Origin of the sequence: Nostoc sp. (genome assembly GCF_036917555.1) — a bacterium.
Classification (GTDB): domain Bacteria; phylum Cyanobacteriota; class Cyanobacteriia; order Cyanobacteriales; family Nostocaceae; genus Nostoc.
The window spans coordinates 340,332-362,352 of sequence record NZ_JBALDD010000023.1; the positions used below are offsets into that span (position 1 = coordinate 340,332).

Annotated in this window: 21 protein-coding genes; 13 read left to right on the forward strand and 8 right to left on the reverse strand. The window is 40.3% G+C overall.

Annotated features, from left to right (window positions below):
* Nucleotides 1–396: 396 nt before the first annotated feature.
* Nucleotides 397–765, reverse strand: a complete 369-nt coding sequence (gene folB, locus V7K60_RS10130) for a dihydroneopterin aldolase (RefSeq protein WP_334925111.1) — start codon at nt 763–765, stop codon at nt 397–399.
* A gap of 162 nt (nt 766–927) precedes the next feature.
* Between folB and menD the strand changes: the two genes are divergently transcribed.
* Nucleotides 928–2,718: a 2-succinyl-5-enolpyruvyl-6-hydroxy-3-cyclohexene-1-carboxylic-acid synthase gene (gene menD / locus V7K60_RS10135; protein ID WP_334925113.1), complete on the forward strand. Its 1,791-nt coding sequence runs from the start codon at nt 928–930 to the stop codon at nt 2,716–2,718.
* Here menD and V7K60_RS10140 read toward each other — a convergent pair.
* Nucleotides 2,690–2,965: a TRADD-N-associated membrane domain-containing protein gene (locus V7K60_RS10140; RefSeq protein ID WP_334925115.1), complete on the reverse strand. Its 276-nt coding sequence runs from the start codon at nt 2,963–2,965 to the stop codon at nt 2,690–2,692. The genes menD and V7K60_RS10140 overlap by 29 nt on opposite strands.
* Nucleotides 2,966–3,150: 185 nt before the next feature.
* On the opposite strand from V7K60_RS10140, the gene V7K60_RS10145 reads away from it, so the two are divergent.
* Complete coding sequence (locus V7K60_RS10145; protein ID WP_334925117.1) at nt 3,151–3,471, forward strand: helix-turn-helix transcriptional regulator; 321 nt, start codon at nt 3,151–3,153, stop codon at nt 3,469–3,471.
* Nucleotides 3,471–4,604, forward strand: coding sequence for a PIN domain-containing protein (locus V7K60_RS10150; RefSeq protein WP_334925119.1), 1,134 nt, complete (start codon nt 3,471–3,473; stop codon nt 4,602–4,604). The genes V7K60_RS10145 and V7K60_RS10150 overlap by 1 nt, the downstream gene beginning before the upstream one ends.
* A 392-nt stretch (nt 4,605–4,996) precedes the next feature.
* On the opposite strand, the gene V7K60_RS10155 is transcribed toward V7K60_RS10150, so the two are convergent.
* The 3 genes from V7K60_RS10155 to V7K60_RS10165 form a co-directional block, all read right to left on the reverse strand.
* Nucleotides 4,997–5,245, reverse strand: coding sequence for a CopG family antitoxin (locus tag V7K60_RS10155; RefSeq protein ID WP_334925121.1), 249 nt, complete (start codon nt 5,243–5,245; stop codon nt 4,997–4,999).
* Nucleotides 5,226–5,528, reverse strand: a complete 303-nt coding sequence (locus V7K60_RS10160; RefSeq protein ID WP_334925123.1) for a BrnT family toxin — start codon at nt 5,526–5,528, stop codon at nt 5,226–5,228. The genes V7K60_RS10155 and V7K60_RS10160 overlap by 20 nt, the downstream gene beginning before the upstream one ends.
* Nucleotides 5,529–5,799: 271 nt before the next feature.
* A complete protein-coding gene (locus V7K60_RS10165; RefSeq protein ID WP_334925125.1) occupies nt 5,800–6,696 on the reverse strand; it encodes an Rpn family recombination-promoting nuclease/putative transposase in 897 nt (298 codons plus the stop codon).
* 141 nt (nt 6,697–6,837) lie between these two features.
* Here V7K60_RS10165 and menB point away from each other — a divergent pair, with 141 nt between their 5' ends.
* On the forward strand, nt 6,838–7,671 hold the full coding sequence (menB, locus tag V7K60_RS10170; RefSeq protein WP_334925127.1) for a 1,4-dihydroxy-2-naphthoyl-CoA synthase: 834 nt from the start codon (nt 6,838–6,840) through the stop codon (nt 7,669–7,671).
* A gap of 127 nt (nt 7,672–7,798) precedes the next feature.
* On the opposite strand, the gene V7K60_RS10175 is transcribed toward menB, so the two are convergent.
* Nucleotides 7,799–8,113 (reverse strand): hypothetical protein, encoded by a 315-nt coding sequence (locus V7K60_RS10175; protein ID WP_334925129.1) that lies wholly within the window; start codon nt 8,111–8,113, stop codon nt 7,799–7,801.
* A 428-nt stretch (nt 8,114–8,541) separates the two neighbouring features.
* Nucleotides 8,542–9,096 carry a DUF721 domain-containing protein gene (locus tag V7K60_RS10180; RefSeq protein ID WP_334925130.1) on the reverse strand — a complete coding sequence of 185 codons (555 nt, stop codon included), beginning with the start codon at nt 9,094–9,096 and terminating at the stop codon, nt 8,542–8,544.
* A 209-nt stretch (nt 9,097–9,305) separates the two neighbouring features.
* Between V7K60_RS10180 and V7K60_RS10185 the strand changes: the two genes are divergently transcribed.
* From V7K60_RS10185 to V7K60_RS10215, 7 genes are all read left to right on the forward strand, one after another.
* Nucleotides 9,306–10,670 (forward strand): hypothetical protein, encoded by a 1,365-nt coding sequence (locus V7K60_RS10185; protein ID WP_334925132.1) that lies wholly within the window; start codon nt 9,306–9,308, stop codon nt 10,668–10,670.
* Nucleotides 10,671–11,003: 333 nt separating this feature from the next.
* On the forward strand, nt 11,004–11,756 hold the full coding sequence (locus tag V7K60_RS10190; protein ID WP_334925134.1) for a PspA/IM30 family protein: 753 nt from the start codon (nt 11,004–11,006) through the stop codon (nt 11,754–11,756).
* Nucleotides 11,757–11,918: 162 nt separating this feature from the next.
* The gene (locus V7K60_RS10195) at nt 11,919–12,695 is read left to right on the forward strand and encodes a PspA/IM30 family protein (protein WP_334925136.1); all 777 of its coding nucleotides are present in this window, start codon (nt 11,919–11,921) and stop codon (nt 12,693–12,695) included.
* Nucleotides 12,696–12,869: 174 nt separating this feature from the next.
* The gene (locus tag V7K60_RS10200) at nt 12,870–13,205 is read left to right on the forward strand and encodes a thioredoxin family protein (protein ID WP_094349563.1); all 336 of its coding nucleotides are present in this window, start codon (nt 12,870–12,872) and stop codon (nt 13,203–13,205) included.
* Nucleotides 13,206–13,257: 52 nt separating this feature from the next.
* Nucleotides 13,258–14,469: an LL-diaminopimelate aminotransferase gene (locus V7K60_RS10205; protein WP_334925138.1), complete on the forward strand. Its 1,212-nt coding sequence runs from the start codon at nt 13,258–13,260 to the stop codon at nt 14,467–14,469.
* Between the two features lie 592 nt (nt 14,470–15,061).
* Nucleotides 15,062–16,696, forward strand: coding sequence for an NF038130 family PEP-CTERM protein (locus V7K60_RS10210; RefSeq protein WP_334925139.1), 1,635 nt, complete (start codon nt 15,062–15,064; stop codon nt 16,694–16,696).
* An 827-nt stretch (nt 16,697–17,523) separates the two neighbouring features.
* Entirely contained in the window at nt 17,524–17,946 is a 423-nt protein-coding gene (locus tag V7K60_RS10215) for a response regulator (protein ID WP_334925140.1), read from the forward strand.
* Between the two features lie 21 nt (nt 17,947–17,967).
* On the opposite strand, the gene V7K60_RS10220 is transcribed toward V7K60_RS10215, so the two are convergent.
* A complete protein-coding gene (locus V7K60_RS10220) occupies nt 17,968–18,147 on the reverse strand; it encodes a hypothetical protein (RefSeq protein WP_292811637.1) in 180 nt (59 codons plus the stop codon).
* A gap of 688 nt (nt 18,148–18,835) precedes the next feature.
* Between V7K60_RS10220 and uvrC the strand changes: the two genes are divergently transcribed.
* On the forward strand, nt 18,836–20,713 hold the full coding sequence (gene uvrC, locus V7K60_RS10225; RefSeq protein WP_334925142.1) for an excinuclease ABC subunit UvrC: 1,878 nt from the start codon (nt 18,836–18,838) through the stop codon (nt 20,711–20,713).
* A gap of 857 nt (nt 20,714–21,570) precedes the next feature.
* Nucleotides 21,571–21,753 (forward strand): replication restart DNA helicase PriA, encoded by a 183-nt coding sequence (locus V7K60_RS10230; RefSeq protein ID WP_334925144.1) that lies wholly within the window; start codon nt 21,571–21,573, stop codon nt 21,751–21,753.
* Nucleotides 21,754–22,021: the final 268 nt, after the last annotated feature.

The window sequence follows — 22,021 nt, forward strand, 5'->3', positions numbered from 1 at the left end:
GATAAGTGAAATCGTATTACTTAGAACCATTCATATAGGAGTTGTAAATTGTTTTTGAAAAAATCTTAGTAGTCTTATAAGGTGTCTTAGCGGAGTATAATGCACTATTCCAAGGTTGTAGTACGTTACGCTATCGCTAACACACCCTACGCATATTTAAAAAATCAAATAATAGTCCTATAGCTTCTGCTTAATACTTAATCACAATTCCTGTTCTCTAAAAATATGCAAGTTAAATGCTCATCAGCAAATTGCGGTATTTTTTAGCTTTTTGATCATCAGCAAATGCTGGGGGCAATGGCAGGAAAGATTCTCATTGTGAGACACTCCCAAGCTCCACGTAAACCCCCTGTTCTTTGCTAGCTGATAGATATTGAAAAAAACACATTTTGTGAATTAAATATTGGGCTTGATTTTAGTCAGTTCAATGCTAATTTTGCCACCAAAGTCTGGAATAGGTGCGGCAGGTTTGCTGAGAGTGACTTGGACTTTTGTTACACGATCGCACTCTTGGAGGATAGAATCTGCGATCATTGTTACCAATTTCTCCACCAAAACAAATTTAGACGTTTTGATCAGATGTTGTATCAAGCTAATGACGCTGCGATAATCTAAAGTGTCTTCGATCGCGTCAGTCTTGGCCGCTGTGGAGATATCTAACCATAACCTCACATCCACCTCAAACCATTGTCCTAGCACCTGTTCTTCTGGTAGATACCCAGTGTAGCCATAGCCGCGAATTCCCGTTAAATGAATGCAGTCCATAAAAGTTTGAGAGCAAATTGTGCATTTTGTAGAAAGTGGAGCAAGTTTGCTTGGAGATTTTCTTTCCCAGAAACTCGCGTGGCGGTGTTGGGTTCCATCACCGCATTGATGGATTTTGAATTTCTCTAGACAAAATCTAAAATTTAAGATTGTTTTATCGCTATGTTTGATTTAATGCCGATCGCTTATAGGAATGTTAATCAACTTTGGGCTTACATTTTAACAGAGACGCTAAAGCGGTTGGGATTGACTTGTGCCATCATTTGTCCTGGATCGCGCTCTACACCCCTAGCGATCGCCTTTACTCAACAAGCACCTGAGATTGAAGCGATTTCCATTCTCGATGAACGTTCCGCCGCCTTTTTTGCCTTGGGACAAGCTAAAGCAACCGGACGTCCGGTGGTACTAGTTTGCACCTCTGGTACAGCAGGGGCTAATTTTTATTCAGCAGTCATAGAAGCCTCGTATAGTCATGTACCACTGTTGATATTAACCACTGATAGACCGCCAGAATTGCGAGATTGTCACTCTGGGCAAACTGTAGATCAATTGAGATTATATGGAAACTACCCAAATTGGCAAACAGAGTTAGCCTTACCCTCCGCCGATCTGGGAATGCTAGCTTATCTGCGACAAACGGTAATTCATAGCTGGGAAAGGGCGCAAACTCCTACAAAGGGGCCAGTACATTTGAATATTCCCTTTCGCGATCCCTTAGCACCTGTACCTGATGGAACTGATTTGAGTTATTTGCAATCACAGTTTCAACCAGAAAACTTTTTCGCAGGAATAGCAAGTACTACCCAATTCCCCATTCCCCATACTTCGACTACGCTCAGTACAAGTTCCCTATTCCCCATTCCCCAAGAGTGGAAAGAATGCGATCGCGGCATTATTATCGCAGGTGTTGCCCAACCGTCGCAACCAGAAGAGTATTGTAAGGCGATCGCGCAACTTTCCCAAACTCTCAAATGGCCTGTGCTAGCTGAGGGACTCTCCCCAGTGAGAAATTATGCCGAACTCAACCCCTATTTAATTTCTACCTATGACCTGATTTTGCGAAATCAGCAACTAGCAAAGCAGTTAGCGCCGGAAATGGTGATTCAAGTGGGAGAAATGCCTACAAGTAAAGAACTGCGTACCTGGATAGATGCAACGCAACCCCGACGCTGGGTAATTGATCCCAGTGACCAAAACCTCGACCCTTTGCACGGGAGAACGACGCATTTACGGATATCTGTAGAAGACATAAAGGCAGAGGAGAGAAATTTATCTTTCTCATCAGACTATTTGCAGCAATGGTGTGATGTGGAAGCTAAAGTCAGGTTAGTTGTTGACCAAACGATGGGGAAAATAGATGAAATAATTGAGAGTAAAGCAGCTTGGTTAATTTCTCAGATTTTACCGCCAGGAACGCCTCTGTTTATTGCCAATAGTATGCCTGTGCGGGATGTAGAATATTTCTGGAAACCGAATAATTTAGGAGTGCGATCGCACTTTAACCGGGGTGCAAATGGTATTGATGGCACATTATCCACAGCTTTAGGAATTGCCCATCGCCAGCAAAGTAGTGTGATGTTAACGGGAGATTTGGCTCTGTTGCATGACACCAATGGTTTTTTAATCCGCAATAAGTTTGTTGGGCATCTGACGATTGTGTTAATCAATAACAATGGCGGTGGTATTTTTGAAATGTTACCCATTGCCAAATTTGACCCACCATTTGAAGAGTTTTTTGGCACTCCCCAAGATATTGATTTTGCCCAGTTGTGTGCTACTTATAATGTGCAGCATGAATTGATTACTTCTTGGCAACAGTTGCAGCAAAGATTAAACCCACTCCCAGCTACAGGAATTCGGGTTTTAGAGTTGCAGACAAATCGCAAAGCAGATGCAAAGTGGCGACAGGAGAATTTGCGTAAATTTAGCGAAGTGACCTGTAATCCTTCGTAAGTTTTGTCAAGCGCTCGATCTTTCTATTTGCATCCCTGGATAGAGGAATATATAGTCCAGTAGAAAACAATCCAGTTACTGCCGTAACATTAGCTTGAGTAGCGTTTCCTGACAGTATGAGAAAACCAGCTAATAAACTCATGCTAATGGAAGCAGCAATCGCTACACAACATAAAATGTAGCTCAATCGAGCCTGATAGTGATGTTCTTGATAGGTTGACCATTGCATCTTGTCGTAGCTAGACATAGTATTACTCCTAATTTTGTTAATAATTGGCTAAACCATTAAGCCTAATATAATTTAGGCTTAAAGCTTTAGGGATAATCATAATTTAACCTAAAATTGAGAGGTTAACAAGTATTGCCTAAGCTTTTTTAGGGAAAAATGCTAAAATAGGAGTTGTAAGCACGATAGGTAAGTGTATGGAACACATGAAGGCAGTCTCACGACTGGCTATACTCCGTGAAAAGGAAAACTTAACCCAGCGCCAGCTAGCTGACCTCTTAGAAATTACTGAGAATACGGTCGCCAATTGGGAAACAGGCAGGAGTAGCGTGGAATGGATTGATAGAGTAGTCAAACTGTGCAAAATTTTTGCTTGCACACCAGAGGAACTGATTGAGTATGCCGCAGATCCTAAACCAGCAAAAACAGATTCTTTGGCAGAAATACGTGCCCGCTTAAATCCTCCTAAATCAGTCTTAGTAAACCAACAAAATCGTGACGAATCTTCGGAATTGAGGGCGCACTAATGATGAAAGTGATACTTGATGCTGACTTGCTAATAGATTATTTGCTACTACAGCGAGAAGAAGTAGAAAAGTTAGAAAATATTATCGAAAATCAACAATGTAAACTTTTTATTACACAATTGGGGTTTGATAAAATTATTTCATTAACAGAGAATATATATTCCCCAGAGATAGCTAAAAAATCGATATCTGCCATACAAAAAAACATCACAGTCTGCTCTATAAACTATGAATTAAGTGAGCAAGCCAATTCACTCAATTTGATAGACTTTGAATCGGCGTTAGAGATTGCATGTGCAATATCTATGAGGTTTAGTGCAGTTCTCACATGCAACCCTAAAAATTTTGATGGGATAGACTTTCCTATCTGGTTATTAGAGAATTTTTCAACACGCTTACAGTTGGATAAATGTCTACATTTTCCATTAAGACTTAATTTTTTAGAAAGTCAATATTTATCGAATTTAGATACACCTTCTTTTCATCCTTTGGAGGTTGTAGGTATTATGGAATATAGAATTAGAAACTCAATAGCTACAGTAATGGATTTTTTTGTGCTTTTAAAACAAGAAGGTTCTCAAGATATAACATATAAAGAATTAGGGGAAAAATATAAATATTCTGAGAGCAAAGTTATTAATATACTGTCAAATTTACAAACTTTTAAAATGGTGACAGTTGAACATGGCAAAGTCAGCGTATTACAAAATTTAACAGACTCAGACAATATTGTTATAGCTAATTATTTAGCTAAATTTCTCAATGAACATATTGTAGTACAAAAAATTTATAAACAACTTAAACCAAATGAGGTTTTTAGTAGAAAATATTTGAAGACTTTAATAAAGCAAGTATATCCTGAAGATAAGTATAAAAGTAAGCCGATTAAAAATTTTTTACCACTACTGTTTGAGATATATCCTGATTCAATTGCTACGAAGTCAGCAGGAGATTATGTCAGTAGAATGCTAGGATGGTTATTATTTACGGGAATACTAGAAAAAAACAATAAAGAAACAGTCACAATACCAATAAAGGCAAATGAAGGAAAGCATAAAGGAAAGTTATTAGAAGAAAATACAATTCAACAGCTAGAGCTAGATATGTCTATCCAGCAGCTAAATCTGTTTTAGAATTAGATTCAAAGTTCGACTACTAAACTAAATTTGATACTTTCCTGTGTTAAGTAGGTCATAGCCCTTGCCCCTTTGCGCGAGACACTAAATCTTAGCAATAACTTGCCTCTGAGAAGTATATCTCCACACCTTTATGTGAGCTTTTCTATACATACTCTTACCTTAGCGCGATCACTCTTAACTTTCTAATCGACCTTGCAACCACCCTTCTAAGTCCGTGATCACAGCTAGCATAGTGGGCATTGCAAAAAAAATGTAGAATAGGTGCAAAAGTATTCAAAACTGTGCCCACCCTACAAAATCTAATTCTGATTGCTAGCTAGTATTGTGCGATCACGGGCAAAAACTTAGGAACAGTACAGATACTTCAGCAACATATTTTTAAGTATTTATTCACCCAAAGACCTTTCTATTGCCCTTCGGATATACTTTTGGTAGGAAATACCTTCTTTTTTAGATACAGTTTTAACCGTTTCTAGCATTTCCTCTGATACTCTTAGATTTACAGTTTTGTCTTTAGGCTGAAATTCAAAAGTAACGGGCTTAAAGTTGTCAGTATGAAGATAATCTGACAAATCTTCATCTAGTAAACTTTCTAATTCTTCATCAGTTTTGATTTTAGGAAATACTTTCTTCATATTTTTTCGCCTCTTTCTCTCTCATGTAACGAGTGCTGATCGGTCTAATTAACCTTTTTCCTTGCTTTTCCCGGAATGTAAATCCTACGAAAATATATTTACCTTTGATTGATACACCTGTTGCAATAAATCTATCCTCACTTTCAGAATGCTTTATATCAGGTGAAATCCTAAGACTTTTATCAAGAAACAAAGCCTCAATTTCCTCTAATGAAACTCCGTGCTTTTGACATTTTTCAATATTTCCATCATCCCAGTCAAAGCCTGATACAGCCTCTGTCATATATTATAGTAACCTTTGTATATACAAATGTCAATACTTAGGTCAGCGATCGCGATCTCAATTCCAACAACGCCAAAGCCAATGCTTCCAACGTTCCTCAGTAATTTCACCAAATAGTCGTTTTAACAGCCGCAGGACGAGCGATCGCGCTTCTTTTTCCACCGCTTCTGATATACCCGCGTATCTGCAACTGCTTGTTCAGTTCGGGAAACTTCATTTGTAGCCATAATTATTTTACGGAGTGCGATCGCCCTTCTCCTCTGAGTGAAAATTACCCCCTTACTTCACCTTGTAACCACCCTGACAAATCAGCAAGAGTAGAAAAATCTAACAAAGCATCACTTAAAGCTTCCAACTGTTCCACCGATAAGCCTTGAATCTGGGACAGAAGCGCATCAGGAATATTACCCACGCGGCGATTTAATAGTCGTAAAACAATCGTTCTTTCTCCTTCAACCTTTCCTTCGACTTTTCCTTCCTCTCGTCCTTCAACCTTTCCTTCGAGCTTTCCTTCTTCTCGCCCTTCTTCCTTGGCTTCCAGAATAGCCCGTGGTTCTTCCAAATTCAGTCCCAACATCGCTTGAATCTCCTCTCGACTTAAGGTAGAAAACTTGTAGACGATTATCGTCGTCACTAAATCAATTATCGTTTGCTCCGATTGTTGCCGTGCTTGCTCCAGCAAAAATCGTGCCCCTTCCACTGCTTCTGTTTCAGAAGTAACATTTGTCAGCAACATCAAACCTAATCCCAAAGGTTGTTGTTGCAAATCCCCCAACTCATCTAGATAAACCCGCTTGACTTGACCACTTTCCAACAAAGCGCGATGAATCGAAGAGGAAGAAGGTTCAAGACTACAAGAAGCAAAAATTATTACCCCAAACCAATCATCGTAACGGATAGAGTTGCGGTAGAGAAACAAAAACAATTCGCTAAAGAAGCGGTGATATAAGTCTTCGTCCTTCTGAAACTGCACTTCAGCGAAAAAGACGGTTTTGGAAACTGCATTAGCGGGAGGTAAAAATACTCCATCAATCCGAAACGCCGTTTCTTTCACTTCAACCGATTCAAACTGGTAGTTTTCCGCTTCTGGAGGTGGTTCATCTACTAATTCAAACAGCAAACCGGGAAATTGCTTAAATAATTTGTAGAAGATGGTGTCACGTCGCATTTTTATTCCTCAACACCCAGATAATTACCAGATCGTAAAGGCTTGAGATACCAATTTTAGCGTAGGCGTAGCCCACCGCCGGTATCGCATGTCCCTACGTCCGCGATAAAATTCTCAAGCACAACAGCGCACTCTATACCAATGCAAATTAACTGGCAAACTGCCAAAACCTACGAAGACATCCTGTATCAAAAAACTGATGGCATTGCGAAAATCACCATCAACCGTCCCCATAAACGCAATGCTTTCCGTCCTGAAACCGTCTTTGAACTATATGACGCTTTCTGTAATGCTCGTGAAGATATTACTATTGGTGTTGTCTTATTTACTGGTTATGGCCCACATACTGATGGCAAATATGCCTTCTGTTCTGGTGGCGATCAAAGCGTGCGCGGACATGCGGGTTATGTGGATGATACTGGTATCCCTCGCTTGAATGTGCTGGACTTACAACGCCTGATTCGTTCCATGCCGAAAGTGGTGATTGCTTTAGTGGCTGGATATGCGATCGGTGGTGGACATGTCCTACACTTAATTTGCGACCTTACCATCGCCGCTGATAACGCCATTTTCGGGCAGACTGGCCCAAAAGTCGGCAGTTTTGACGGTGGTTTTGGAGCCAGCTATCTCGCCCGCATCGTGGGACAAAAAAAAGCTAGAGAAATTTGGTTTCTCTGCCGCCAATATGATGCACAACAAGCGCTAGAAATGGGCTTAATTAATTGCGTCGTCCCAGTGGAACAACTAGAAACTGAAGGAATTCAATGGGCGCAAGAGATTTTAGAAAAAAGTCCGATCGCAATTCGATGTCTCAAAGCCGCCTTTAACGCTGATTGTGATGGACAAGCTGGTTTACAAGAACTCGCTGGCAATGCCACCCTACTTTATTACATGACAGAAGAGGGATCTGAAGGTAAACAAGCCTTTCTCGAAAAGCGTCCGCCAGATTTTCGCTCTTTTCCTTGGCTACCTTAGAATTGCAAAAATCGCACGCTTTAGTGAGGTGCGATTTTTGTATATATCAACTTTTACAGCACTAAAAATCTTAAAAACAAATCTTATTTTAAGTAGACTATAAACTTAGTCCAGTAATAATGGATAACTAAATAACCACTGCTTTAGTCTTTACCTGTTCAGATATAGAAGCAGTTATTTCCTCTAGAGGGGCAAGAGCAGCATTGTCTAAATCTGAGGCTAGAGATTGACAAGATGTTAAAACTGGGGCTGCATCTGGCAAACCCCAAGCATCTTCCAAGGTTTCCCAAGAAGGTGCAAAAGGTGGGAGCGCCAAAGAGCAAGCCTTCCAAGTTGCTTGAACTGGTGCTCCCAACTGCTGGCACATTCCGCCACGGCGACCTTCTGGCTGGTAATGACAGCAATATCTACAGGCAGATGCTAGAAATTTCATGGGTTTCATTTGGATTCATCTTTAGTGCCGTTTCCGGCTGAATTTCACCCTTCTATTTTGCTTCTATATATAAATACGGATAACAGCCAAAAAGTCATTATTTTATCTAGGTTTCAGCGATCCCAAGGAAAAAATAAACTTCAGGATATTTTTATAATCTTGTTATATATTTAAATAATTAGTAGAGCAATTACATATAGATATTGTCTAAAACTTATTAGGGATCAAGACTAAAAGTAAAGCTTTTGATTTATGCAACCTTTTAACTTCCTCCTTAAGAATGACTTAAGGCATAGATTTTCAGACAAATAGTCTGCTTTAGTTACCACATTCGGCAGATTTTAACGTCAAACTATATTTTTTCTTAAGAATTAGAAATATTTGATGTAATCGGAGAAAGTTACTTCAGGATAAACTATGCTCAACGAAATAATCGCTCAACTATTTTGCTTTGAAAACTGTTTAGCAGCACAGACAGAACAGATTTCCCAGCGCTGGAGTTCACCAGGTGGGGTGGGAGATTGACACTGGGGACAAAGGGGTAAGCCATGCGATCGCGATCGCACAATCTTCGTCCAATGTCCAAAAGCCGCATTTACATCTTTAGTGGGTGTAGCATCAGGGCGGTTAATCTCATCACCAAGGTAACTGGGATGCTCATGGGGCGAAACCGATTGTTGCTGTTTTCTCTCCACCAACGGATTCTGCCAGCCAGCAGTAGAGAAGCGAATATCAACCAAAGGTGTTGGCAGCTTTTTATTCAACTTTAAAAGTAGAGATGTGCGACCAAAAGTCAGGTTTTGCGCCCAAGCAGCACTAGAAGTTGCTACCGACAAAACATCGCGCTGAATTGACAATGGTCGAGTATTTGCGGCAACCACTGGGCCAACAACTTCTGCCCAACACTTGAGCAGGCGTTGAAGTGGTTGCTCCTGCCATTTAGCCTGCTTTTCCAGAATCCTTAAAAGATCATTAATTGATTTCAACGACATTATTCAAAGTGGGGAGTGGAGAGTGGGGAAGGGTAGGAAGTATGGAGCAGTGGAGAGGAGTTTTCCCTTCTGCAAGAACAGCACCCTGCCCCTCTGCCTCTCTTCAATGTCCAACGCCCAATCTATCTATTTAAATAATTTCCGCTACTATTGTCACAAAATATATCTAAAAGTTGATTCCAGTAATCTACGTTTGAGGCACAAAAGCAATGACTCAAAACCCCCTGAACGACTCCGGTATTCATCAATCGTCTAAAATACCTGGGTTGAAACCAGTACTAGCAGCAGCACTAGCGAGTTTAGAGGTACCGCTAGATCAAGAGTTAGCTCGATACCGACGCACGCGAACTGGTTTGGTGTCATCGAACCAATCCCGTGTTGCAAGTTACATAAGCGGCCAACCCCAACCGTTAACTGCCATTCCGACAACATTGGGCGTAACTCACTCATCAGCAACGGAAATTAAAACTAATGTACCGCCTGCATCTGTACCCGTGAATCCTGAGATGAACTCAGCGCCAGCTACAGCAAAAATTGATGTACCACCCGCATCTGTAGCTGTGAATCCTGAGATGAACCCAGCACCAGCTACGGCAAAAATTGAGGAACTGAATAATCTTAATGTGTCCTCCACCTCCAATGCAGCTAAAACACAAACTCAACTTCCACCACCCCCACCCAACTTTAATAGCAGCATCGTGCCAGCAATCGTTAAAAATACTAAAAGCGAAAATCACTTGCAGCCAGATGATAGCCCCAAGCACCCAGATGACTATTTAGAATCTAGTGAAGCACTGCTGCGAAGTCTGACAGAAGAACAACCAGAAACCAAAAAACCAAGCAATTCTAGCGACAGTCTGCTATCACCTTTGGGTATTGGCTCCATGTTGCTGCTATTAGTGGCTAGTCTTACCTTGGGTTATGTAGTGTTCAATCCTAAAAGCTTGCCACAATGGAATTTAGGCAATTTGTTTAACAACAACTCCTTTGCCACACCAGAAAATACTGAGGAAGTTGGGAGTAATGTCCAACCTCAAATCCAGCCACCAAGCACATCTATACCCAAATATCCCAATCTAGCTACTGAAGAGTTTCCTGAAGTAAGAGATCCGAATGATGTCGTTGGCTTAAAACCCAAAGTCCAACCAACCCCCGCAGTAGTGCCTAATCCAGTTGTTCCCCAAAACCCCGCAAATCCTCAAGCGCCATTGTCTAACCCCAATACAGCCCTAAAACCGACCAACCCGATCGCCTTAGCACCAGTACCGACACTACAATCCTTGCCTCCCCTAAATTTACCTCCCACTTCACCGACAAAAACCTCACCCAAGCCAATCACAACCTCACCACAGCCAAATGCAGAAATCAAACCAGGAACAGATGGGTTTTATCATGTCGTGATAGATAATAAAGGCGCAGCTTTTGCCTCAGCACGGCAAGTAATTCCTGATGCTTATTTATCGCCTAACAAAGAATTGATTTATCTGGGTGCTTTTAAAACTAAAGAGCAAGTAAAACAACAGATGAAACTGTTAGAAGCGAAGGGAATCAAGGCACGAGTTCAGCAACCATGAATTGCAAAAATCTACGATACTATGAGATAACAGTCCTGAGTCAATAAGTGCTAAGTGCTGAGTTGCGTTAGCAGTCGCGGGGCGTTTAGCCCGTGCTGAGTGGTAGAGACAAAATATTGTTTGTTTACGACCCCACAACAAAAAATATTATACTCAAAACTTTAATTAGGCACTCAGCACTCCATAACTGCTCTATAACAAAAAATATTATTATACTTAGGACTTTAACTAGGCACTCAGCACTCTATAACTAAATTCATTACTCAGCATGGGCTAAACCTTAGCTATCCGCTAACAGCACTCAGAACTGGATTTCGTGAATGGAGAGCCGACATGGAATTAATCAAGCGTATCCTGCGGGTGATTCGCGCTAATCTCAATAGTTTGATCGGTGGTGCAGAAGATCCAGAAAAGATTTTGGAGCAAGCTGTTCTGGAAATGCAGGAAAATCTGGTGCAGTTGCGGCAGGGTGTAGCACAAGCGATCGCTACCCAGAAACGCACCCAACGACAAGCAGCGGCTGCTCAGTCTCAAACGGAAGAATGGTATCGCCGCGCTCAATTGGCGCTGCAACAAGGCAATGAGCCTCTAGCACGTGAAGCTTTGACTAAGCGCCAAGCCTATAAAGAAACCACTACAGCCCTCTTTTTGCAGATAGAGCAGCAAAACGAGATAGTTGCTAGGCTAAAAAAGGATATGCGATCGCTAGAGTTCAAAATTTCCGAGGCGAAAACAAAAAAAGATATGTATATTGCTCGCGCCCGTTCTGCTGAAGCGTCTTATCGCCTCCAAGAAATGCTCGGCGGAGTTTCTGCCACTAGCAGTCTGAGTGCCTTTGAGCGCATGGAAGAAAAAGTTTTGCAGATAGAAGCTCAATCAGAAGCCATAGCTCAACTTAGTAGCGACGACTTGGAAACACAATTTACTTCTTTGGAATCTAATGATGTAGATACCGAATTGGCAGAGATGAAGGTGCAGGTTTTCAAGCAGTCAGAAAACACACAGCCCAAAAGTCTCCTAACTGAGGAGAGCCAAAAGGCAGAGCAGCCTCCCCAACAGCAGTTACCCAAAACTCAGGATTCTTGAAGTTCGACTAATTACCCCAGTTTGGCGATATCTTAACAATTAAGAGTTGTTAGGAGGTACTGATTCAAACTGGAAAGATTACATTGAAATAGGTAGCTATAAAAAAGTAAAAAAGCTAACTGTCCAATAAAAAGCGTAAATCACACAAGGAAAAACAAAGTTATGGGATTATTTGATCGCATTAAGCGAGTAGTTAGTTCTAACCTCAACGACCTGGTTAACAAAGCCGAAGACCCCGAAAAAATGCTAGAGCAAGCCATCCTGGAAATGCAGGAAGACTTGGTGCAGCTGCGTCAGGGAGTAGCCCAGACGATCGCCGCCCAAAAACGCAGTGAAAAACAGTACAATGATGCCCAAAATGAAATTAATAAGTGGCAACGCAATGCTCAACTGGCACTGCAAAAAGGTGATGAGAACTTAGCGCGACAAGCTCTAGAGCGCAAGAAAACTTATACTGACAGCAGCGCATCTCTCAAAGCTAGTTTGGATACCCAAAGCACTCAAGTTGAAACCCTCAAGCGCAACTTAATCCAGCTGGAAAGCAAGATTTCTGAGGCTAAAACCAAGAAAGAAATACTCAGAGCTAGAATCACTACTGCCAAAACCCAAGAGCAACTCCAAGGCATGGTGCGTGGGATGAATACCAGCAGTGCAATGGCTGCCTTCGAGCGGATGGAAGAAAAAGTCTTAATCCAAGAATCCAGGGCCCAGGCATTAGGAGAGTTAGCAGGTGAAAATTTAGAAAGTCAATTTGCCCGGTTGGAAGGTAGTAGCGATGTTGATGATGAATTAGCAGCTTTGAAAGCACAAATCTTACCACCTGCTACTCCACAAAATCAAGCCCAACTGCCACCGCAACAAGAAACCACTGCTCCTAAATCTAATGAGGTGGTTGATGCCGAGTTAGATTCCTTACGCAAGCAATTGGATCAATTGTAAAATTGACAGAAAACTTATTTAAGCTAGTCCCACACCCGTTGGCTGTGGGATTTTACGTCATTAGTCAATAGTTAACAATCCTAATAACTATGAATTATTGATTATGGACTATTGACGACTTTGGGATAAAGTATTGTGTGTGCCAACTTCGATCGCCACCTGATGGAGACTGCAATGAGTAAGGCTGTAATCACCATAACCGATGCTGAGTTTGAAACCGAAGTGTTAAAAGCCGAGCAGCCTGTATTAGTTTATTTTTGGGCTTCCTGGTGTGGGCCTTGTCAATTGATGTCGCCCGCGATTAACTCTGCTGCCAGCGAATATAGCGATCGCCTCAAAGTCGTTAAAATGGAAATTGACCCCAACCCACTGACTGTTAAGCAGTACCAAGTCGAAGGTGTACCCGCCCTCAGACTATTTCAAGGTCAGGAAGTTTTGATATCCACCGAGGGAGTCATTGGCAAAGAGAAATTATTTGCTCTCCTAGATACCCACTTAAATAGTAATTAGTCAATAGTTCATAGTTTATAGCAAATGACCAATGACCAATGACTAATGACTAATGACTAACATACAGTTTGCAAAACGTTTACAACCCCTAAAATCTAATGTATTTGCTGATATGGACAGAGCCAAGGCAGTCGCTTTGGCCGCTGGACGAGAGGTAATTGATTTGTCGTTGGGGTCTTCTGATTTACCAGCCGAGGCACACGTCATTGAGGCGATCGCCCAATCTCTCCACGATCGCAGTACCCACGGCTATCTGTTGTTTAACGGTACCCACGGATTCCGCGAAGCCGCGGCCAACTGGTACGAACAAAAATTTGGCATCAAAGTCGATCCTCAAACTGAGGTACTACCTCTAATTGGTTCTCAAGAAGGCACAGCCCATTTACCCCTAGCAATACTCAATCCAGGAGATTTTGCCCTGTTGCTCGATCCAGGCTATCCCTCCCATGCCGGGGGAGTCTACCTAGCCAGTGGTCAAATCTACCCAATGCCACTACTGGCAGAAAACAGTTTTTTACCAGTGTTTGCTGATATTCCCGCCCCAGTCTTGGCCCAGTCGCGGATGATGGTCTTAAGTTATCCTCATAATCCTACTGCTGCGATCGCACCTTTATCTTTCTTCCAAGAAGCTGTCGCCTTCTGTCAACAACACAATCTCGTGCTGGTTCACGATTTCCCCTACGTAGATTTGGTATTTAAAGAAACTGGGGAGTGGGCAGATTCTTCTCCCAATTCAAAATCCTTAGTCCCTTCAATTTTGCAAGCTGATCCAGAGAAAAGCGTCTCGATTGAATTTTTCACCCTTTCCAAGTCCTATAATATGGGCGGCTTCCGTATTGGTTATGCCATCGGTAATGCCCAGTTAATTAACGCCTTACGCCAGGTCAAAGCCGCAGTTGATTTTAACCAGTATCGGGGAATTTTGAATGGTGCGATCGCTGCCCTAACTGGCCCTCAAGCTGGCGTAAAATCTGCTGTTACCACCTTCCAGGGGCGGCGTGATGCTTTCATCAATGCTTTACACCGCATTGGCTGGAATGTTCCCACTCCCCAAGCCACAATGTACATTTGGGCAAAATTACCCTCACCTTGGAGTGAAAACTCTGTAGAATTTTGTACCCAGCTAGTCAAGCAAACTGGTGTAGCAGTTTCTCCAGGTGCTGGCTTTGGCAAATCTGGAGAAGGGTATGTCCGTTTTGCCTTGGTGCATGAGCCACCTTTGTTAGAAATTGCTGTAGAAAGAATGGCTGAGTTTCTTCATTAAATTTCTTTTCAAGCTGAACGCCAAAGATTTTTGGTGGGAAAGTCTACCAATGGAACACACGGTAGGCGTTCACATTTGTGCATTAGTGTCAACTTAACGTGAAAGCCAGCCTAGAACAAGCTTTTAGATATTGTCTCATTGTCTCGTTCCCAGTCTCCGACTGGGAATGCCGTCCTAGAGGCTCTGCCGCCAGGAGCAGCATTTCTAGCCTCTGGCTGGAAACGAGGTTTTAAAGGAGTTTCAGCTTAAGTTGACACTAATGACATTTGTGCGTCCCTACTAATCACCGTATTGTACTGAACTAAAAAATAATATATAGTAACTTTTATAACTACATATTTTATTTAAAATATGTAATTAAACGTATAAAAACATCAAAATATTCTTCATCTTTTTATTGATAATAAGCGGTAACTTTACCCAATCAGGTCTCCTCGTTTCTTAAACTGGGTTTGTACGCTCAGATACCAAAGACGGCTAACAATGCAGGTAAGCATCTGTATTGCCAAAAAGCCTGTGGTCAAAAAAGCCCAAGCCTAAAAACAACAGTAGTTTAAAACTTAACTTCCAAACTGACAGAGACTTGAAAACAATGAAAACGACTTTTCAGAAACTTGTAATTGGTGCTTCAATGGCCATTGGTGTGAGCGCTCTTGCCACTGCCCCAGCACACGCTACATCTTTTAGCTTTGATAATACAGGAGAAATTAATACTTACACTGGTGGCTCAAATGGTACTTTCATTAAAGGGAATGCACAAGGTGGTACTAAAGCTGCTATCAAAGCTTTGACAGATAACGACCCCAGCTCTAACGTTGAGCTTTGGTATAGTAGCGAAACCCCAGCCCCAGGTTCTAACGCTGGCTTCACCGCCACAAAAGGAACCTATAAAGCCACCGTTAGCAGTATCACTGCTGATGACTGGAATAGTTTTGGTTCGCAATGGCTAGGTGATTTATTGAGTAGCTACACACCATTTCAACCAGTATGGAACGGGTTTTCATCTGAGACCAAATCACTAGTAACTAGTTATTTTCCTTCCTTGGGAATGGGAGATCCTAACATTGGTGGTTTCCAATTCGGTCAAAATGGCGGTGTGGAACTGAAGTTGGTTGGTCACTTGGATGTAAAGACTAAACTTGCAACAACTATTTCTACTAAGGTTGATGAAAAGTGGAATGCAATTAAATCACAGTTTCCTCAACAAACAACTTCACCAACCCTTTCACAAGTTGAAAGTTTAATTCCACAGTTACAAACACAACTGAACACAATTCCCGGACTAATTGCACCACTGCAAACAAAACTGGATGCAATTCCCGGACAAATTGCACCACTGCAAACACAACTGGACAAAATTCCCGGACAGATTACCACACTGCAAACACAACTGAACGCAATTCCCGGACAAATTGTACCACTACAAACACAACTGGACGCAATTCCCGGACAAATTGTACCACTACAAACACAACTGGATACAACTGTTGGACAAATTGCACCACTGCAAAAACAACTGGACACAACTGTTGCACAAATTGCATTATCGCAAAAACAACTGGATGCACTTCCTAACACTCCAGCCAATGCATTAACAAGGAAAACACTGACGAGTCAAATCACTGTACTAAATAACAACAAAACTCAACTGACGAATCAAATCACTCCACTAAATACCAGCAAAACTCAACTTACGGGTCAAATCACTGTACTAAATAACAGCAAAACTCAACTTACGGGTCAAATCACTGTACTAAATACCAGCAAAACTCAACTGACGAGTCAAATCTCTCAACTGAATACCACTAAAACTCAACTGACGGGTCAAATTTCTGACTTGAATACTTTCAAAAATGTGACACTGCCAGGTCAAATCTCTCAACTGAATACTCTCAAAAATCAACTACCGGGTCAAATTTCTCAACTCACATCATTTAAAGATGTACTAACGCTGCAAGCTGCATTAAATGTATATCAAGGTGAAATTGCGGCTAGTGAAATTGCTAAGGTAGTTACTGGTGGTCAAACTTACTATGCCTATAGCTTTAACCCCACTGCATCTGGCATTACTGCTTCTGATGATGGTGTTTCTTACAGTGCAATTTATACTTGGAGAACACCTAAGTATGTCCCTCACACAGTACCAGAACCCTCAGTAGTATTTGGTATTTTAGGTGTTACTGGTATCTTTGTTAGACAACGCAAGTTAAAAAAAGTTTCTGGTTGAAACTCCGGTTTCCATTCCAAAAAATAAGTAAAGGAGCAAAATTGCTCCTTTTTTTTACAAACTTTTAAGTGGTCAAACCTACTACGCTTACAGCTTTAACCTTACTGTGTCAGGAATTACAGCCTCTAATGAGCAACAATGCATATTACACTTGGAATATACCTGGATATATATCTCCTTCAAGTTCAGTTCCAGAACCATCAGTAATATTCGGTTTGCTGGCGTCTTTATAACGAACGCAATGCAAATTTAAAAAAGCATCTATTCAAAATTGTGGGTTCAAAACTACAAATAAGTAAGGGAGCTAATATAACAGCTCCCTTTTTTTAGGAATATTTTCTTGCAGCTAGAGAATAATTTAATCTTCTAGGTTATACTGTTTCTAAAAATACTTGCAACAAATAAATCGGTTGCAAGATTTTATATCTGTATACCCCTACCAACTTTATTTGTTTGCAATATGGCTCTCGTACAATGGTATTACTTACCCTCACATCTTTAAAAAAGACAATTCCCATCATATTAGTTTAAGTATTACTTAAGTAGTTTTACTCATAAAATTTAGATAATTAAATTTGTAAAAACAGATGTTAACTTAATACTTGAAATTATAAAAAAATCGTAAAAAAAGCTTAATTCTTTATTAAATTATACTTGATAATACTATTATTAAAATATTGTATTACAGCTAAATTTAATTTATTCAAATATTTGATTAGATTACATAAGTACAGTTTTTATTTGTTTCCCTGTTTAAATGCACTACTGTTTTAGTTTATGGTAATAATTGTTGGCTTTTAATTAAGATAATCAGATAATAGGTAGGAATGACAGTACAATTACTCAATATAAATCAGCCATTGCAGTCACACAAAGTTAGACGAATTTTACTAGTTGAAGACCATGACCTCAATCGGATGTTACTTAGTGACTATCTAAGTTACTGTGGGTATGAAGTCCAAAGTTTATCAGAAGGCTCTGCTTTTTTCTCAACCATAGAAAAATTCGAGCCAGATTTAATGTTATTAGACTTGAAATTGCCAGATATTGACGGTTATTCACTCTTAAAACAAGTCCAGCAAAAACCTGATGTGTCAAAAATACCTATCATTGTGGTTTCAGCCTTTGCTTTTAAAGCAGATCAAGAACTAGCTCTGAGTTTGGGTGCATGTAGCTATTTTGTTAAACCTTTAAAACTCAAGGATCTCATCTTTGCAATTGAAGAACAGTTTACTTATCGCCACAGATAAGATTTTTTGCTAGGCGTGTATTTATTCCGCTTTTTGGTCAGCAATAAACTCTTCAACACACTCGCTAAGAGTTTGTACAGAACTGCCAATTGTTGAAATTTTCTGTTGTACTTGCGCTAATAACAAAACTGCTGTTTGCAGTTCATTGAGAGTTTCAGCCATAGCCTCACGATACTGGATTTCAAAATCTTGTAAATTCATAATTTCGCTCTAGTCTAAAATCATCATAATAAATATATTCTCAATCATAATCGTAAACTTAACTGATTAAATCAGTTAATCTGCTTAATATTATAAGTTCAACAAATAAATATAAATAGTATTAATAAATTAAAAGTTTTATATAATATTTATACAAGCAATATAAAAGCATATTCTTTATTAATAAAAAATATAAGTAAATCAAAAAATATTATCATCTAATCTAAAATATAAAGTTTCAGATAATAAAGTATTATCAATTTAAAAATATTAATTATAAATTCAAAAAGCAAAGTTTTTATTCTGACAGTAGCAGCCAATAACTAAGGTCACAGCTAGATAAACTCTCGTCGGCTCCAAAGTTCTAAGCTTGCAGTAAGTTTTCTGGCGAGCCTTTAGCTTGGAAACCGAATAAGTAACTACAGCAGACTTCTTTTTGTGCAGACTAAAAGCCTACCTGGATTGATGCTGTTAGCAGATAGCTAGGGCCTGGCCTGTGCTGTTAGCGGTAGCTAGGGTTTAGCCCGTGCTGAGTTAGGAGTTATTATTCTCCCCCAGCCCCTCTTTCATCTGTTCTGGTATATGGCACTCATGACTGCTACTTTATATTTACTTGATAAATAATTTGTTAAATCGGCACAAAAAAATTATTTTTCTTAAAATAGAGAAAGATTACCTAATTTTGGTTGTGACAATATCTACTCAAATATTACCACTGGTTAAAGAGCCAGAACGACTAGAAAACCGTCTAGCCGAAATTCCACCGGAACCGGGGGTTTATTTCATGCGGGACAAGAGCGATCGCATTATATATATAGGTAAATCACGTAAGTTGCGATCGCGTGTCCGTTCCTATTTCCGGGATGGCTACAACAAGAGTGAACGTATCGCCACAATGGTCAAGTTGGTGACAGAAATTGAATTCATCGTCACTGATACTGAAGCCGAAGCTTTAGCGCTAGAAGCCAATTTGATCAAGCAGCACCAGCCATACTTTAACGTGCTGCTCAAAGATGATAAAAAATATCCCTATCTCTGCATTACTTGGTCAGAAGATTATCCGCGAATTTTTATTACCCGTAAACGCCAATTCGGTAAAGAAAAGGATAAATTTTATGGGCCTTATACTGATGCTGGTTTATTGCGAGAAATCGTCCGTATTTGCAAGCGCATCTTCCCACAGCGACAACGACCTCAACCACTTTTTAAAGACCGCCCTTGCTTGAATTTTGATTTAGGGCGTTGTCCGGGTGTGTGTCAACAGATGATTTCACCAGAAGAATATCGCAAAATTGTCCAAAAGATTGCGATGGTTTTTCAAGGTCGAACTCAGGAACTAATTGATATTTTGACCCAACAGATGAACGCAGCTGCTGAGAACTTGAATTTTGAGTCAGCGGCGCGGATTCGAGATCAAATTTCTGGGTTAAAGTCTCTGACAGCCGACCAAAAAGTTTCCTTACCAGATGATACAGTTTCGCGAGATGCGATCGCACTGGCAGGCGACGAACAGCACGCCTGCATTCAACTATTCCAGATTCGCGCTGGGCAATTGGTAGGACGTTTAGCCTTTGTGGCCGATGCTCACGCAGAACCAGGAGCTATTTTACAACGAGCTTTAGAGGAACATTACCAAACTGCTGATTCCGTAGAAATACCTTTGGAGATTTTGGTACAGCATGATTTACCAGATGCTGAGATATTGGCGGATGTCTTAACTCAACGTAAAGGCAAAAAAGTTACAATATTGACTCCTTTGCGCCAAACTAAAGCAGAATTAATTGAGATGGTAGAGCGAAATGCTCAGTATGAATTGCAAAGAATGCAGAAATTTGGCGATCGCAATCACCAAGCAATGCAAGATTTAGCCGCCATTCTCGATTTACCAGATGTACCTCACCGCATTGAAGGTTATGACATTTCCCATATTCAAGGATCAAATGCAGTAGCTTCGCAAGTTGTTTTTATCGACGGATTACCCGCAAAACAGCATTATCGCCACTACAAAATTAAAAATCCCACGGTGACAGCAGGACACTCAGATGATTTTGCTAGTCTTGCTGAAGTCATCCAACGGCGGTTTCGTAAATATGCCGAAGATCAGCAATTAGCGCGTTTGGGTAATCCTGACTGGCCTGATTTAATCATGATTGATGGTGGTAAAGGTCAGTTATCATCAGTTGTCGCCGTTTTGCAAGAGATGAATTTATTAGAAGACTTGCGAGTTGTAAGTTTAGCAAAGCAGCGAGAAGAGATTTTTTTACCGGGAGAATCTAAACCCTTGACAACTGATGCAGAACAACCAGGGGTACAGCTATTGCGGCGACTGCGGGATGAAGCGCATCGGTTTGCAGTGAGTTTCCATCGTCAGCAGCGCAGTGATAAATTGAAGCGATCGCGTTTAGATGAAATTCCTGGTTTAGGACATCATCGCCAAAAGCAGCTACTAGGGCATTTTCGCTCAGTTGACTATATTCGGCAAGCGACAACCACGCAACTCGCTGAAGTAGCAGGAATTGGGCCGCGTTTGGCTCAAGAAATTTACGATTATTTTCATCCTGCTTGAAGTGACAACTCCCACTCTCACTTTGAACTGGGGATTGGGGACTAGTATAATACGGCGGAATTAAAAATTAAAAATTAAAAATGAATACAGCATAAGCGTTTCATTGATTTGGAATGGGTGGTTTATTTACGCCGTGTTGTACTAGGGACTGGGTAATGGGAAGGTAGTGAGCCTTTATAGCAGTTCTCGTTTACGTGAGGTACACCCGTAAACGAGAATTACTACAAGCGAAAACTTTAGTGCGTACTAAACGGATATATTTCCATAAGTTCTCTCCAAGATGTCAAAAACAGACCAGTTATCAAAAGGATGCTAGATTTTGCTCTACTAAGATTTGGGTTTAATTACTGGCATTGGAGATAACTTTAAGCGGCTTCCGAAGTTTCGACCAAAGAAAACCGCTCCTCATAAAGTTTGGTAGTTTTATTTAAATTATCTCATTAGAATTTCATCTCATAAATCTTGTCAGCAAATATTAACTAAATCTTAAGATAGATATTTTGTGACTAAATATACAGTAATTTATGTGATTTAATTTTTGAATACAAGAACGGCTTTTTTGTATTCATCTAAAATGACTATAAACAAGGCTCTCTCAAGGCATTAATTATAGGGATCAGTAAATATCTAAGCAGCATTTAATTGAAAAAGAATTTATGTATCTAAAGTAGGAGGGTAAAATCACTGAAATTCTAGAATAATAGATAAAGATATGGGAAAGTTATCAAACCTGAAGTTTTCTTTAAAATAATCAGCCAATATTACAGCAGTTTGTTAAGTTGGGTCGAACCAGATTTTTTCCTGGTTTAACTAGTAGCTTTACCAAATAAAAAATAATTACAACCAGGGGTTTTAAAATGCAGACAGTACAAAAGATTTACTGCCCAAATTGTGGTAGTCACCATGCGGAGCGTTATTATATTTTTGATAGTCAATTAACTCGGACACAATGCCCAAGTTGTGACTATTTGATGATTAGTTGCACTCGCACTGGCAAAGTAATTGAAGCGTATGCCCCTGGCATTCATGCACACCGCTAGCTAATAAGAAAAAATTAAAAATTGGAGAAGTTTTTCTCTAATTTTTAATAAAAAAGTTATTTATCAAAACAGAATTCAGGAGTTAGGAGTTAGAATTCAGTGGGAATTCGAGTCTGACTGGCGCGCAGCGGTAGTGAGTCCGCGTACCCTAACGAGGAAGTAAGCTACGCGCATCGTCTTGTAAAGAGCTTTTGAAGAAATATGTTTAATAATAGACTTCTTGCATAAATCAAAAGTCCTCACCCTAAATCCCTCTCTCAAAGAAGAG